Below are 15282 nucleotides of genomic sequence, written 5' to 3' on the forward strand. Positions count from 1 at the left end.
CATTCTAGTTTTTAGGCTCAAGGATGGTCAATAGCTCATTCGCCTTTTTGATCACCTTCATTGCTAAAGGAGATTTTCGCTTTAGCTTTCGCTTGCCGTGAATGATTTGAGAAACATATTCACGCGTGCACCCAACTGATTCGGCTATTTTTTTAAAACTTCCTCTCAGTGTCTCAATTTGCTTTTTGTTAAAATCTGCCATATCTTCGGTTCACGTTTATAGATACAAATATTGTGTATTTGCTTCACAAACACAAATAAAAACGTGAATTAATTTCACATGAAAAACCAAATAAGCACTAATTTAAAGTACCTCAGATTGTTGTGCGGTCTTAATCAGACTGAGTTTGGCAATAAATTCGGCCTATCGAGGGATAATATAGCCTCTTACGAGCGTGGATCGGAGCCAAAAATAACTGCACTAACGAAGATTGTGGAGTATTTTCACATTTCGTATGAGGATTTAATTCACACTGATATTGAAAATTCGAAAAGTATAGAAATTGTTACTTCTGATTTTGGCGAATTAAAAACGAAAAGTACGGAAATTGTTACGGTTGAAAACCGTAACAAAAACAGTAACATTTTTGACGAAAACGAAAAGTTAAAAAAAGATTACTCTTTTGATAAGGGTAATATACATGAGTTGTTCCAGGATGACATGCAAACCTACCATCTACAGTCCGACTATAAGTTGGAGCGACAACGCATACCTTTGTTCGACGTAGAGGCTACTGCTGGTATTGTTCCGCTGTTTAGCGATACTGCAAGCGCAAAGCCTATTGACTTTATTACAATACCTAATCTGCCTAAATGCGACGGCGCAATACATGTCACTGGAGATAGCATGTATCCACTGCTTAAAAGTGGTGATATAGTTCTATATAAGAAGATTAACGATATCGAGAATAATATATTTTGGGGCGAAATGTACCTGGTTTCTGTCGATTTGGAGGGTGAAGAGTACATTACAGTGAAGTACATCCAAAAGAGCGAAAAGCCCGGACATATAAAGCTTGTGAGCCACAATCAGCACCATAGCGATAAAGAGGTTCACATTTCGAAGGTTCGTGCATTAGCGTTTGTAAAGGCATCAATAAGGATAAACTCAATGGCATAAACTGCCGCATTAAATCTTAGCAATTAACCTTTGTTCCCAACTAATTAACTTTTTATAAGTCTTAAATGGTAGTTAAATGGTAGATATTGGCACCTATCTTTTTGGACATCAATCAGCTATGTAGTCACAAACCTTTATAATTCAATGCATTTCAAAGAGTAATATTCTTTCTACTTTTCGTTATGCCCCTTATACCGCGTTGCCAAAGTCAAAGTGCTCAATCAGAACGAAAATTTGCTCGAAATCGACGTTGACGGCCGCGTCTACCGGCTTGATTTAATGCACAACGACGAGGGTACTTTTTCAATTTTGGAAAATAACCGTTCGCACAACATCACCCTGGTGCCGGGCAACAAACCCAAGTCGTACACGGCTTATACCCTTTATCAAACCTACGACCTGGAAGTGATTGATGCCGAAGCCCGCTACATCCGCAACCGGGGTGAAGCGACCTTAGCCAACAGCGACAAAAAAATCACCGCGCCCATGCCCGGGAAAATCGTTCAGGTTTTGGCCGAAGTGGGGCAACCGATCCGAAAAGGAGAAACAGCTGTGATTATCTCGGCCATGAAAATGGAAAGCGAGTACAAGGCAGCGGTTGACGGTGTAATTAAAAAAGTAAACATCAAAGCAGGCGACACGGTTGACACCAACCAGGTGTTGGTGGAAATTGACTAAGCAGGTGATTGTGGCTGGACCATGCCCCTGCCATACCCAACAATTGTTGTCTGAAACAAAATGAAAAAACGATGGATTTAAAAGCAAAATTTGAGCATTTCGAACAAATAAATCAACAAGCAGAACTCGGTGGAGGACGCGAACGCATCGAGAAACAACACTCCGCCGGGAAAAAAACCGCCCGCGAGCGAATCCTGGAGCTGCTCGACCCGGGCACCTTCAACGAAATTGATAAGCTGGTAACTCACCGGGCGACCGATTTCGGGATGGAGAAAAACAAAATACCGGGCGATGGCGTTGTTACCGGCTACGGAAAAATTAACGGCCGGCTGGTCTACATTTATGCGCAGGACTTCACCGTTTTTGGGGGCAGCATGAGCCGTACCAACGCCGACAAAATCGTGAAGATCCAGAATCTTGCGGTAAAAATGGGCAAACCCCTGATTGGCTTGAACGACTCGGGGGGTGCGCGCATTCAGGAAGGTGTGCAGTCGCTGGCCGGCTATGCCGACATCTTCTACAATAATGTGCTGTCGAGCGGTGTAATCCCTCAAATCAGTGTGATCTTAGGACCTTGTGCCGGTGGTGCCGTTTACTCGCCTGCCCTCACCGACTTCATCTTTATGGTGAATGAGAAAAGTTACATGTTTGTAACCGGGCCCGACGTGATCAGAACCGTGACCCACGAAGATGTAACCCAGGAGGAATTGGGTGGCGCTGTGACACACAGCAGCAAAAGCGGGGTGACTCATTTCACCGGCGACGATGAAGAACAAACCCTGATGATGGTGCGCGAGCTGATGAGCTTCATCCCGCTCAACAATATGGAAGAAGCGCAGGAGGTTCCCTGCACCGACCCCATCGACCGCGAAGACGAAGAGCTGAACAGCATTGTGCCGGCCGACCCCAACAGACCCTACGACATGAAAGACATCATCTATAAAATTGTAGACGATGAACATTTTATGGAAGTGCAACCGCACTATGCCACCAACATTATTGTGGGCTTTGCGCGCTTTGGTGGCCGCTCGGTCGGTATTGTTGCCAACCAGCCGGCCAGCTATGCGGGGGTGCTCGACATTAACTCGTCGGCTAAAGCAGCACGTTTTGTGCGTTTCTGCGACGCTTTCAACATTCCGCTGGTTACGCTGGTCGATGTTCCGGGCTTCCTGCCGGGCACTCAGCAGGAATTTGGCGGTATCATTAAGCACGGTGCCAAGCTGCTGTACGCCTTTGCTGAGGCAACCGTGCCCAAAATCACCCTGATTACCCGCAAAGCTTACGGTGGCGCTTACGATGTGATGTCGAGCAAGCATATTGGCGCCGACATCAACTACGCCTATCCCACGGCCGAGATTGCCGTAATGGGACCGGAAGGCGCCATCAATATTCTTCGCCGCGATATTAAAACCGAAGAAGAAAAAGCACAGGCCGTGGAGCAATACCGCGACACCTTTGCCAACCCGTACCGGGCGGCATCGCTGGGCTATATCGACGAGATTATTTACCCGAAAGATACGCGTAAGAAAATCATCAGCGCGCTGGATATGACGCACAACAAGCGCAAATCGAATCTTCCGCGGAAACACGGTAACATTCCGTTGTAATACCCACCATCGCCTCACCGGAAACGATTGGGCTTCCGGCAATGAATCGCCAACAGGATATTCGGCACCATTCCGGGTATCCTGTTGTTGTTCATCGTTCACCTTCCGTTTCTATTTCAGTTCAGCAATCAATTTCGCCGGTTACCGATGTTGCGGGTCGGCTACAAGGCAGGGACGCTGGAAACAGCTTCAACCGGCTTCCCTACGGCGTAGCGAACAAAAAAGCAGCTTCGACTGGCTTCCCTACGGCGTAGCGAACAAAAAAGCAGCTTCGACTGGCTTCCCTACGGCGTAGGGACACTGGAAACACCTTTGACCGCAAACGTTTTTTGTAATCTACCTGTAGCTTCCGGATTCCCCCGCTCTGCTCGCAGAGAGGGGACAGAATTGAATCGATCCGCCAGGATTGGTTCATTTCAGGGGAGAGTTAAAAAGGGGCCTTTGTGTTTGTTGTGAAAGTCTACTACGGGTGATGCGCCTGCTTTTTCGATTTCTACCTTTGATCAACAAGGAACTTTGTCCTACCGGACGGGGTTTCATTTTCCAGCAATGGCTTTTAGCCATTCAATTTGGGTAGCACCAAAGGCAGCACGAAGATTCTCCCGTCCCGTACGGGACGGAATTTTACCCACGGAAATGCCAAAGCTACCCAAATTGCATCCCTCCGGGATTACAGGAAGCTTTTCGTTTGATTCCGGTCTTAATAAAAAAGGCCAACCGGTTCCCAACTTTTTGGCAATGATCGAACGTCATTCTTATGCGTTGATGGTGTTTTTTGTAATCTACCTGTAGCTTCTGGATTCCCCCGCTCTGCTCGCAGAGAGGGGACAGAATTGAATCGATCCGCCAGGATTGGTTCATTTCAGGGGAGAGTGAAAAAGGAGCCTTTGTGTTTTTTGTGAAAGTCACTTCGGGGAGTCGCGGCCCTGCGGTTTTACACATTTTTCGTATTTTCGGGCTCGCAAACTAATTTTCAAAATCAGCATCACAACCAACAATCCAGTACGATGAAAAGAGAAATTTACAGCACCCCCAAACGTTTCATTCACCAATTTTCGGCAGTCGCCATCCTGCTGTTCACGCTGGCTTCGTGCTCGCAAAAACCGCACAATCCGCGCGTTGTGCTTAATCGCGATTATAAAAATGAAATTTTGAAAGGCCGCGAAGCCATACAGCTTTACCTGATTGGCGGAAATTTTGGCGTCTCGGTTTCGGTCTCTGTCGACGGGCAAACGGTCTGGTCCGAGGGCCTGGGCTATGCCAACTACGAGCTTAAATCGCCGGCCAGCCCGCAAACCAAATACCGCATCGGTCGCAGCTCACAAATGTTTGCAGCCATGGCAATAGCCCGTTTACAGGAACAAGGCAAGCTGAATGTGCACGACTCGTTCCGAAAGTATGTACCCAATTACCCGGAAAAACAATACGATTTCAGCATTTACAATCTGGGCACACACACAGCCGGTTTTCCGGAAACCGACAATAGCCTGTTGATGAACCCCGATAAGCTGAAGGACTTAAAAGCCTACGTTCACGCCTCGGACAACGACTCGCTGGTTTACCCGCCAAACGAATATTTTAACGTGAGTGATTACGGCTCGTGCTTGCTGGGCATCCTGGCCGAAACCCTGGAACACAAAAGCTACCCCAAACTGGTGCAGGAGATGCTGCTCGACACGCTGGGGCTGCATGAAACCATGATCGACAACCCGGGCTACATCACCGCCAACAGAGCTGCTCCCTATTCGCGAAACTTTATTGCCCAAATTATGAATGCCCCCGCCATCGATTCGCGCTTTGTGGCTCCGGCTTACGGCTACCTGTCTACGGCCGACGATTTAAATAAACTGGGCCAAAAACTGATGAATCGGGAGTTCTTCTCGGATGAAAGCTACGATCTGTTCTTCACCCGGAATAAGTTGAAGAACGGCTATGTCAGCGAGCTGGGCTTTGGATGGACTATTTTTGAAGACCGCCAGGGGCGCACCGTCTACATTCAGCAAGGCTCAACCATTGGTGGCAGCTCATTCCTGGCCATTTTCCCCGAGCAGAAACTGGTGGTTAGCTTGTGCACCAACATCGAAGATCGCACCGAAAGCATGCCTTCGGCAAAAATAGCACAGCTCTTCCTCGATCGTATTGAGCCGCTAAGTCCCGAAGCTGAAGACCCCCAGGCAACCGAAGAGCAATAAGCCCATCAGCAGCAATCCGACAACGATGAAGATCGAAGGTTGTCGGATTGTCGTTCCACCTCTAATCAAAACCAGTTATTGCCATTGCGGCTTAGCACCTTTGCGTGGTCGACTCTCTGAAAAAACCGTCCTGATCCCCGGGAATCACCAACAGGGATTAAAGTGGATTCTTTTGAATTAGATTGACCCTCCCATTCCGACAAAGTAGGAATTTCCCTCCCTCGTGAGCGAGGGCTAGGGTGGGTACATTAGATCGAAGGTAAAAGCAGAAGGCATTTAAGAGAAGACGGAAGCTCGCTCGGAGCGGGACCGGCCTACTTTTTATCGATGGTGAGAGGCGAACCGGAAGCTTAGTGAATCCGGGAAGCTCCGCCGACAGAAGGAGATCACCCGGCTGAACTTAGCTTTCGGAAGCTGACACCTGAAGATAAAAATAAGCCTTGAACTTTCTGTTTACTCTTTGCTATAAGGCAAAGAGTAAAACCCGTCCGGTAGGACAAAAGATCCTTTCAGAAAAAACCGCCATGATTCAGAGGAATCACCAACAGGGATGAAAGTTTACTATTTTTCGATGATACTGTTGTCGTTGTTTTCAACAGTTGTCGGGTTGTCGTTCCACCTCTAACCAAAATCAGTTATTAACATTGCGCCTTTGCGTGGTCGACTTTCAGAAAAACAACAGAGGCACCGTTACCGATGCCTCTGTCTTATCTTGTTCGATGAAAATTGAGTTTACCAGGCAAACAAAGGTAAACCTTCCATCAATTGGTTAACACGTTTACGAACCGAAGCAATTACTTCTTCGTTATCGGGGTTTGTCAGCACCTCGTCAATCAAATCAACAATCACCGGCATAGCATCTTCTTTCAGGCCACGTGTGGTAATTGCTGGCGTACCAACACGCAATCCGGAAGTTGAAAACGGCGAGCGACTATCGAATGGCACCATATTTTTATTAATGGTAATATCGGCCAAAACCAGTGTGTTTTCAGCTTTTTTACCCGTCAACTCGGGGAATTTAGTGCGCAGGTCGATCAACATACTGTGGTTATCGGTACCGCCCGAAATTACTTTGTAACCTTTGGCGATGAAAGCTTCGGCCATTACCGCCGCATTCTTTTTCACCTGAGTCTGATACGCTTTATAAGAAGGATCCAGGGCCTCGCCAAAAGCAATCGCTTTCGATGCAATCACGTGCTCGAGTGGTCCACCTTGTTGTCCCGGGAATACAGCGAAATCCAATACCGCCGACATCATTTTGGTTTCTCCTTTGGGTGTTTTGAAACCAAATGGGTTTTCGAAATCTTTCCCCATCAGGATGATACCGCCACGCGGTCCACGCAGGGTTTTGTGGGTTGTTGAAGTCACCACGTGTGCATGTTTCACCGGGTTTTCCAGCAAACCGGCAGCAATCAAACCAGCCGGGTGAGCCATATCGATCATCAACATGGCGCCCACTTCATCGGCGATTTTACGCATACGGGCATAATCCCATTCGCGCGAGTAAGCCGAGGCACCACCAATAATTAATTTGGGTTTGTGTTCTTTAGCCAGCGCTTCCATTTCGTCGTAGTCCACCATACCGGTTTCCTCTTTCACGTGGTAAGCAATTGGCTGGTACAATATACCTGATGAGTTTACCGGAGAACCGTGCGACAAGTGACCGCCGTGAGCCAGGTCGAGTCCCAGGAATTTATCGCCCGGTTTCAAAATAACACTTAGTACAGCTGCATTGGCCTGAGCTCCGGAGTGAGGCTGAACATTGGCATACTCGGCACCAAAGAGTTCTTTCACCCGATCAATCGCCAACTGCTCGGTTTGGTCTACAATCTGGCAACCACCATAGTAGCGTTTGCCCGGGTAACCTTCCGCATATTTGTTCGTCATCACAGAACCCATCGCCTCCATAACCTGCTCGCTTACAAAGTTTTCAGAGGCAATCAATTCAATCCCGCTGAGCTGCCGCTTGCGTTCTTTTTCAATAATGTCAAATACTAATTGATCTCTTTTCATTTGGTATATGTTCAAATTTTGAATATTCAGTTTGTACCGGCTTTCGCGCTGCCGATAAAGTGATTGAAAACGAGGAACGTTTAAGTCGCAAAGGTAAAATTTTTAGCAGTAGCCTGAAAGATTAGAAATCAACAATCACAAAAATTTATGAACCTTTGCAATTCTTTTACAATACTGGCGGGCTGCACGGGTTTCGGCCCTTTTGAAGGCTCATTTTCCGTAGGCTGCTTCAAGGTTTCAGCATGAGACTGCTTATTAAACATCTTCCCGGCTGTCGTTGCATTAATCTTTTTCAAAAAAATTCACGTACAATTCAGTATCCTCTCCCGCTATTTAGCTTTGGATCGGCATCCACTAAATAGGATTTGTGATGTGTAGAACATCTTTTATGAATTTCAGAAAAGTTGACAACATGCCACTCAAAAAACTGACTGAATTTTTAGACCGGAATAATATTGAATACATCGTCATCCGCCACTCGCTGGCTTACAATGCCCAACGCATTGCGGCGACCACACACATTCCGGGAAAAGAAATTGCAAAGACCGTGATCGTCAATATTGACGGGCGTATGGCAATGGCTGTTGTTCCGGCATCTTACATGGTTAACCTGAGCTTGCTGCGCGACACTTCGGGTGCGCGCAAAGTGAGCCTGGCCTCCGAAATGGAGTTTAAAGATCGATTCCCAAACTGCGAAGTTGGAGCGATGCCTCCTTTTGGAAACCTGTATGATATGGAAGTTTACGTTGCTGAAAGCCTCATCGACGATGAAGAGATTTATTTTAACGCAGGAACACACACGGAATTAATCCGCATGTTTTATGCTGATTTTGAAAGACTGGTTGAACCGGTTGTTCTTCGCTTCTCAAAAGCGTTATCAGCCTGATGGGTTTAACTAATTGAAGGGTAACAGTTGTTAAGAAGCCTCCGGATTTATTTGGAGGTTTCTTTTATTTGTTGAACTTTAGCCTATTGAAAATTCAATCCGGCATGAATACACCCAAAAGACCTTTACTGCTCAATTCGGCACTGGCGTTAAGCACCATCGGGAGTGGTGTTGGAAGCCTGGCCTTTTTCCTGGCTTTTATTTTCTACCAGCAACTGTTGCCGCAGCTTGTGCAATTCACCAATGTGGGCACGCCTGCACTGCTAAGCCGTATGTACCTGCTGAGTTTAGCCGTGTTTGCTCTGGTTTCCTTTGTCGGGGTTCTGCAAATGTGGCGATTTAAACGAACAGGTTTCTACCTGTACCTTGCAGCGCAAACCTGTCTGTGGGCCTTCCCCTTATACCATATTGGCTGGCAAGCTTTCTCGAGCACCAACACCATCTTCAGTGTGCTTTTTTTGTTGATCTATGTAGCGTTTATCCGGCTGTTTCGTTAACAAGCCGAACAGCTTCATTCAACCCAGAAGCGGATTTACAGCCGGATCGTCAACAGCGATGAAAGTCCCCGATTTTTGAATACCCGGTTGTCGTCGTTGTCACGAGTTGTCGGGTTGTCGTTCCACCTCTAATCAAAACCGGTTACTGACATTGCGCCTTAGTGTCTTTGCTTGGTAGACTTTCAAGAAAAAAGAGGTTGAACAAAAGCTGCTCAACCTCTCCGGTTATATTACTGATCCTTCAAAAAGACAGCTTAATCGTGCGACAAAGTTCGCACAAAGTTCCGGTAGTTCGAGAACACCCGGGCCCGCGAAATAAACCCGAGGTATTTGCCATTATCCAGTACGGCCAGGTTAAAACGGCCACTGCTTTCAAACTTCTCGGCCACTTTTAACATCGTGTCGCGTGGCGAAATAAAATGCTCGGGCATATACATCAGGTCTTTCACATAAACCTTGTCATACAGCTCGTGGTTAAAAATGATTTCGCGAATATCGTCCATCTTCACCATTCCCTTCATCAGCCCCAGGTCGTCGACTACCGGGAAAAGGTTTCGTTTTGACTTGGCAATAATCCGTGTGAGGTCGCCCAGTGTGGAATCTTCGGGCACCACTGCAAAATCGGTTTCAATTAACTCGCGAACGGCCATAAAGTGCAAAACGGCTTTATCCTTATGGTGGGTAACCAGCTCGCCTTTACTGGCCAGCGATTTGGTATAAATGGAGTAAGGCTCGAAGCCCATAATCGTGACGTAGGAAGCAATTGCCGAAATAATCAACGGAAAAAACAACTGATAGCCTCCGGTAATCTCGGCCGTGAGGAAAATCCCCAGCAAGGGAGCATGCATCACACCGGCCATAAGCGAGCCCATGCCCGCAAGTGCAAAATTATCTACCGGCAGGTTTAGTCCGAAAGCAACATTGAAGAAGCTGGCGACAAAATATCCGCCAATAGCCCCTACGAACAACGACGGCGCAAAGATACCACCTACCCCGCCTCCGGCCGTTGTAGCAGTCATCGCAATAACCTTCACGACCAACAGCAGCAATAAAAACGACACCAGAAACCAGGGATTTCCCTTCAAACTAAAAAACAAGGAATTATCGAGCAGGTCAGGGCCCAGTCCGTTAAAAATTTTGTTGATCCCGGAATAACCTTCCCCCCATAAAGGCGGAAACAAAAAGATACATAGCCCCAGCAACAGGCCACCAATCAAAACCTTATAAAGTGGTTTCTTAAAGCGTTTGAATTGCTGTTCCATATACATGGTCATCCGGGTAAAATACAAGGATATGAAACCCGAAAAAACGCCGAGGATAAGGTAGAATGGAATATTATCAGCCTCGAATGAGTTGATCAGATGAAACTTAAACAGCACCTCCTCGCCCATGAAATAATAAGCCAGAACAGCGGCCGTGATTCCCGAAATCAACAGCGGCAGCAAAGAGGCCATGGTCAGGTCGAGCATCAGCACCTCCAGGGTAAAGACGATTCCGGCCAGGGGGGCTTTAAAGATTCCGGCAATAGCGCCGGTGGCACCGCAGCCCAGCATCAACATGGTTTGCGAGTGATTCAGCTTGAAAAAGCGGGCCAAGTTGGAACCAATGGCCGAACCGGTTAACACCACAGGGGCCTCGGCTCCGACCGATCCACCAAAACCGATCGTGAAACTACTGGTAATCATACTCGAAAAGGTATGGTGACTTTTCAGCTTTCCTTTATTTAAGCTAATGGCTCCCAATACTTTCGACACGCCATGCCCGAGGTCATCTTTAATCAACAGTTTAACAATCAACACCGTGATGGCAATACCGATCAGGGGCAAAGCCAGAAACAGGTAACTTTCATCCGACTCTTTAAGGTTACCAACCAGCGATTCACCAATCAGGTGAATCAAATTCTTTAACAATAGCGCTGCTGTACCACACACAATCCCGATCACAAAACTTAACCAGTAAACCTTTTTCGAATCGTTCATGCGGTTAAACATGGCCAATAATCTTGTCTTTAATTCATTCATTTTATCTGATCCTTATTCGTATGAAAAGTGACTCATTTTTTTGCGATAGGAAGAAAAAACTCTGGCGCGGGAGATGAAACCAACATACTTACCGTCGTCGATCACAGCAATATTGTAACGTCCTGTGGCTTCAAATTTCTCAACAACCTGCTCCATCAAATCTTTCGTCGAAATAAAATCCTCCGGAGGATACATTAAGTCTTTGACTCTCACCGAGTCGTATAAATCCTGTTTGAAAATCAAATGTCGGATGTCATCCATTTTGACCATGCCTTTGAGGTAACCTTCATCGTCGACAATCGGGAACAGATCCCGGTGGGCGGTGGAAATTGCCTCCGTTAAGTCTCGGAGGGTGGCATCGGGGTGCAAAGTAACAAAATCTGTTTCAACTAATTTTCGCACCTCCATCATGCGCAACACATTTTTGTCCTTATCATGGGTCATTAATTCGCGCCGCTGAGCCAGCTGCGAATGATAAACCGATTTTGGAGCAAAAGCCTTAACAGTTATAAATGAAAAGGTTGCCGTAATCATCAACGGCACAAACAGCAGATAGCCACCCGAAATATCGGCAATCAGAAATATGCCGGTTAAAGGCGCATGCAACACCCCGGCAATCAAGCCCGCCATCCCGATCAAGGCAAAATTATTTTTATCAATATACTGTGTTCCAAAGCGATCGACCAGGACGGCAAATACGGCACCAACATTAACACCTGTGAACAGCGACGGGGCAAAAATTCCGCCAACGCCACCGCTGCCAAGGGCCAGCGAAGTGGCCACAACCTTCAACAAACTAATGGATAACAACAAGATAACCATCAACAGGTAATTCTCTTTCAAGTAAAAGAAGACTGAATTGTTATACAGATAACTATAGTCGCCGGCCAGGCAATTATTGATGGCATCGTAGCCCTCGCCATAGAGCGATGGAAACAAAAAGACCAGTAAACCAAGCAATAATCCACCGTACACGATCCGTTCCCAGCTGCTGGTGAACTTCTCGAAACGGTTTGTTATAAAAATGTTAATCTTTGTGAAATAAGCTGAAATAAGCCCGGTGAGGATCCCCAGAGCGATGTAATACGGTAAATCGGAAACCACAAAAGAACTCTTCACCTCGAAGGGATAAAGCACATCGTGGCCCATAAAAAAGTAAGAGGTCATGACTGCTGCCGACGAAGACAACAACAGGGGCACCAGCGAAAAGGTTGTCAAATCGATCATGATCACCTCGACAGCAAATACAATTGCCGCAATAGGCGCTTTAAAAATTGCAGCCATGGCGGCCGCCGACGAGCAAGCCAGCATTAAAATTGTTGTGCGATAGTCCAAATGAAAAAAGCGCGACAAAACCGAGCTGTAGGCAGCTCCGGAAACTACGGTTGGCCCCTCGAGCCCTACCGAACCACCAAAGCTCACCGTGAGCGCACTGGTTAGCATGGAGCTGTAAAGGTTATGCCGGCTCAGCTCTCCTTTTCGGCGCGAGATACTGTGCAACACATTGGGGATGCCGGGACGCACCGGGCTGCGAACCACATAGCGGACAATCAGTACAGTCAGCAAGATGCCCACGACCGGCAAAACAACATAAATGGAGTTTCCCTCGTTTTTCTCGAGTACCAAGCCGACCAGATCCTGCAGTTTCCACACAAAATTTTTGAGCAGGGTGGCCAACACGCCAACAATCACCCCAACCACGACACTAAGTGCGGCCACAAATTTACGTTCGCCAAGGTGGCGTAACCTCCAGCGGTGAAAACGAGCTGCATACGAGAACTTACCTTCCATCTTCATCGGGCTTTAGGGCGATTCTGATGAAAAGTTAAGAATCTATTTTTTCTTTTTAAAGATATCTTTGATGGATTGCCATATTTTTTTCTTTTCCTTCTTCTCGCCGGTGCCTGAGCTCCTGTCATCAGCCTCCTGCTTTTGCTTGCCGAAGATTGTTCCAATCAGGTCGCCAACCGAGCCGGGAGCGAGGTTTTCGCGATACGGCGGTACCGACAGTTTGGCCAGCAAGCGAGGCTTTGGTTGTCGGAAAGAGGCATATTGCAAACGCTTATAGCGCGAATCGCTGTATAGTTTACTGTAAAACTTACCAACGATGGGCAGCGCCATATAGGCTCCCTGACCATAAGTAATGGTTCGGAAGTGTATTGAGGGATCGTCGGATCCGACCCAGCAGCCGGTTACCAGCCGCGGGGTCATGCCCATAAACCAACCGTCGGAATGATCCTGTGTTGTTCCGGTTTTACCGGCAAAATCGCCGCCTACCCGATATGCCGAGCGGATGGAAGAACCTGTCCCATCAGAGATCACCGACTCGAGCATGTGCACAATCATCCGGCAATTCTCCGGATCGATGCCGGTCTTCACAGGCGTGGGCTTGGCAAATTTCTGCAACACTCGTCCCTGAGCATCCTCGATCGACACCAGGTAGTGGGGTTCCATGTAAACCCCGTCGTTCAGAATGGTAGCATAAGCCGAAACCATCTCCTTCAAACTAATCGATGCCACCCCCAGTGCCAACGACGGATATTCGGGCAGCCGGGCCGTTATGCCCAAGTCGCGGGCAGTCTCAACCACCTCATCGATGCCCGTTTGCATCAGCACCTCAACGGCAACCGTGTTGATCGATTTGGCCAAAGCTCCCTGCATGGAGTAATAGCCCTGGTAATCGGGATGCGAGTTTTGAGGCGACCAGTCCTGATAATCGTGATACACTTTGCGCTCGTTCGAGAAATAGTCGTCGGGCTCCAGGCCGTTCTCCAGCGCCGACAGATAAACAAAAGGCTTAAAGGTCGATCCTACCTGCCGGGCTGCATTTACATGGTCGTATTTAAAATAGCGGAAATCGACACCGCCAACCCAGGCTTTTACTTCGCCGGTAGCAGGCTCAACACCCAAAAATCCGGCATTCAGCATCCGCAGATAATGCTTCAGCGAGTCCATCGGCGTGGCAAGCACCTGCCTGTCGCCCGACCAGTTGAATAGCACCATCTCATGCTTTTCGTTAAAAGCGTTCTTAATCTCTTCGGCCGATTTACCGGCGGCTTTCATTTTACGATAACGCTCGGTTTGTTTCATGGCCCGGGTCAAAATGTCGGGCTTACGGCTCCAGGGCGACGAGGATTTCCAATGATTGTCAAAAACCGTTTGCAGGTTTTTCATGTATTCTTTCACCGCCGATTCGGCAAAATGCTGATAATCGTAGCTCACCGTTGTCTTGATCTTCAAGCCATCGGTATACAAATTATAGGGGTCGCCATTTTCTTTTTTATTGTTCGCACACCAGTCCTTCAACTCCGGCTTCAACATCTCCATGAAATACGGCGCCGGCCCTTCGTTATAGGATATCCTGGTGTATCGCAAGGTCAGGGGCTTCTGCTGAAAAACGCGCCCCTGCTCTTCACTCAGGTACTCATTTTTCACCATCTGCCCAATCACCACATTGCGGCGCTCTTTGGAACGCTCGGGATGCAAGCGCGGATTGTAATAGTTGTTGGCCTTGAGCATCCCCACCAACACCGCAGCTTCATCGACCGTTAAGTTTTTGGGGCTTTTGTTGAAAAAGCGCTCTGCCGCCACTTCAATTCCATAAATATTTTCGCCAAAAGGAACTGTATTTAAGTAAAGAGCCAGAATTTCCTCCTTGGTGTAAATACGCTCCAACCGATAGGCAATGATGGCTTCGCGCAGCTTATTAACCGGCATGGACAGGTAGCCCAGCTTATTTCGCGGAAACAGGTTTTTCGCAATCTGCTGGCTCAGGGTACTTCCGCCACCAGCCGAGCGATCCTGCAAAATCAGGGTGCGGACAAACACCCGCATCAGGGCCACTTCGTCGATGCCTCGGTGCTCGTAAAAACGCGAATCCTCGGTAGCCACCAGTGCATGAATAACATTGGGTGAAATTTCCTCGTAGCGAACATTACTGCGATTTTCGATATAGTAACGCCCCAGCAACTTCCCCTCGGCCGAGAACACCTCGGAGGCCTGTGGATTTTTAATATCGTGCAGCTGTGCGGTGCTCGGCACATAGCCCCAAAAGCCCAGGTAAACGCTTGTAAAAAACAAGGCAAAAAGGATGAAGGCGATCACAGCAGCTTTCAGAAAAAACAACAGGATGCGGCGCCCTGCCGATTTCTTTTTGGTTGTTTTTTTTCGTTTTCCCCCACTGGCTTTCTTCCGGCTTTTCGGTGCTGGTTTTCTCGCGGAGCTTGTTTTCTTTGGCGGCATATTTTTCGTATTTGTTTTCTGTTTAC

Annotated in this window: 11 protein-coding genes; 6 read left to right on the forward strand and 5 right to left on the reverse strand. The window is 47.6% G+C overall.

The genetic code is table 11. The annotated features are described in order from the left end of the window. Nucleotides 1-4: 4 nt before the first annotated feature. Nucleotides 5-202: a hypothetical protein gene (locus C8N47_RS11990; protein ID WP_107822801.1), complete on the reverse strand. Its 198-nt coding sequence runs from the start codon at nucleotides 200-202 to the stop codon at nucleotides 5-7. A 78-nt stretch (nucleotides 203-280) separates the two neighbouring features. On the opposite strand from C8N47_RS11990, the gene C8N47_RS11995 reads away from it, so the two are divergent. The 4 genes from C8N47_RS11995 to C8N47_RS12010 all read left to right on the forward strand — a co-directional run bounded on the left by C8N47_RS11995 (nucleotide 281) and on the right by C8N47_RS12010 (nucleotide 5597). Continuing rightward, complete coding sequence (locus C8N47_RS11995; RefSeq protein ID WP_107822802.1) at nucleotides 281-1120, forward strand: XRE family transcriptional regulator; 840 nt, start codon at nucleotides 281-283, stop codon at nucleotides 1118-1120. A 234-nt stretch (nucleotides 1121-1354) separates the two neighbouring features. Continuing rightward, nucleotides 1355-1798, forward strand: coding sequence for an acyl-CoA carboxylase biotin carboxyl carrier protein subunit (locus C8N47_RS12000; protein ID WP_146161520.1), 444 nt, complete (start codon nucleotides 1355-1357; stop codon nucleotides 1796-1798). A 71-nt stretch (nucleotides 1799-1869) separates the two neighbouring features. Then, on the forward strand, nucleotides 1870-3405 hold the full coding sequence (locus C8N47_RS12005; RefSeq protein ID WP_107822804.1) for an acyl-CoA carboxylase subunit beta: 1536 nt from the start codon (nucleotides 1870-1872) through the stop codon (nucleotides 3403-3405). A 1007-nt stretch (nucleotides 3406-4412) separates the two neighbouring features. Further along, nucleotides 4413-5597: a serine hydrolase domain-containing protein gene (locus tag C8N47_RS12010; protein ID WP_107822805.1), complete on the forward strand. Its 1185-nt coding sequence runs from the start codon at nucleotides 4413-4415 to the stop codon at nucleotides 5595-5597. A gap of 732 nt (nucleotides 5598-6329) precedes the next feature. Here C8N47_RS12010 and glyA read toward each other — a convergent pair. Next, on the reverse strand, nucleotides 6330-7610 hold the full coding sequence (gene glyA / locus C8N47_RS12015; protein WP_107822806.1) for a serine hydroxymethyltransferase: 1281 nt from the start codon (nucleotides 7608-7610) through the stop codon (nucleotides 6330-6332). Nucleotides 7611-7998: 388 nt separating this feature from the next. Between glyA and C8N47_RS12020 the strand changes: the two genes are divergently transcribed. Both C8N47_RS12020 and C8N47_RS12025 read left to right on the forward strand, forming a co-directional pair. Beyond that, nucleotides 7999-8496 carry an aminoacyl-tRNA deacylase gene (locus C8N47_RS12020; RefSeq protein WP_245915709.1) on the forward strand — a complete coding sequence of 166 codons (498 nt, stop codon included), beginning with the start codon at nucleotides 7999-8001 and terminating at the stop codon, nucleotides 8494-8496. 104 nt (nucleotides 8497-8600) lie between these two features. Then, nucleotides 8601-8993, forward strand: a complete 393-nt coding sequence (locus C8N47_RS12025) for a hypothetical protein (RefSeq protein ID WP_107822807.1) — start codon at nucleotides 8601-8603, stop codon at nucleotides 8991-8993. Nucleotides 8994-9247: 254 nt separating this feature from the next. Here the strand turns inward: C8N47_RS12025 and C8N47_RS12030 are convergent, their stop codons facing one another. From C8N47_RS12030 to C8N47_RS12040, 3 genes are read right to left on the reverse strand one after another with little or no spacing between them, the layout of a single operon-like run. Continuing rightward, a complete protein-coding gene (locus C8N47_RS12030; protein ID WP_107822808.1) occupies nucleotides 9248-11014 on the reverse strand; it encodes a chloride channel protein in 1767 nt (588 codons plus the stop codon). A 12-nt stretch (nucleotides 11015-11026) separates the two neighbouring features. After that, nucleotides 11027-12805, reverse strand: a complete 1779-nt coding sequence (locus C8N47_RS12035; protein ID WP_245915710.1) for a chloride channel protein — start codon at nucleotides 12803-12805, stop codon at nucleotides 11027-11029. A gap of 42 nt (nucleotides 12806-12847) precedes the next feature. Continuing rightward, nucleotides 12848-15256, reverse strand: coding sequence for a penicillin-binding protein 1A (locus tag C8N47_RS12040; RefSeq protein WP_107822810.1), 2409 nt, complete (start codon nucleotides 15254-15256; stop codon nucleotides 12848-12850). Nucleotides 15257-15282 lie beyond the last annotated feature (26 nt).

It is taken from the genome of Mangrovibacterium marinum, assembly GCF_003046625.1.
Classification (GTDB): domain Bacteria; phylum Bacteroidota; class Bacteroidia; order Bacteroidales; family Prolixibacteraceae; genus Mangrovibacterium; species Mangrovibacterium marinum.

What these genes read in the sequence shown, in the direction of transcription:
- C8N47_RS11990 (WP_107822801.1), bottom strand. Translation starts at nt 202, where the DNA reads ATGGCAGATTTTAACAAAAAGCAAATTGAGACACTGAGAGGAAGTTTT.
- C8N47_RS11995 (WP_107822802.1), top strand. Translation starts at nt 281, where the DNA reads ATGAAAAACCAAATAAGCACTAATTTAAAGTACCTCAGATTGTTGTGC.
- C8N47_RS12005 (WP_107822804.1), top strand. Translation starts at nt 1,870, where the DNA reads ATGGATTTAAAAGCAAAATTTGAGCATTTCGAACAAATAAATCAACAA.
- C8N47_RS12010 (WP_107822805.1), top strand. Translation starts at nt 4,413, where the DNA reads ATGAAAAGAGAAATTTACAGCACCCCCAAACGTTTCATTCACCAATTT.
- glyA (WP_107822806.1), bottom strand. Translation starts at nt 7,610, where the DNA reads ATGAAAAGAGATCAATTAGTATTTGACATTATTGAAAAAGAACGCAAG.
- C8N47_RS12020 (WP_245915709.1), top strand. Translation starts at nt 7,999, where the DNA reads ATGAATTTCAGAAAAGTTGACAACATGCCACTCAAAAAACTGACTGAA.
- C8N47_RS12025 (WP_107822807.1), top strand. Translation starts at nt 8,601, where the DNA reads ATGAATACACCCAAAAGACCTTTACTGCTCAATTCGGCACTGGCGTTA.
- C8N47_RS12030 (WP_107822808.1), bottom strand. Translation starts at nt 11,014, where the DNA reads ATGAATGAATTAAAGACAAGATTATTGGCCATGTTTAACCGCATGAAC.
- C8N47_RS12035 (WP_245915710.1), bottom strand. Translation starts at nt 12,805, where the DNA reads ATGGAAGGTAAGTTCTCGTATGCAGCTCGTTTTCACCGCTGGAGGTTA.
- C8N47_RS12040 (WP_107822810.1), bottom strand. Translation starts at nt 15,256, where the DNA reads ATGCCGCCAAAGAAAACAAGCTCCGCGAGAAAACCAGCACCGAAAAGC.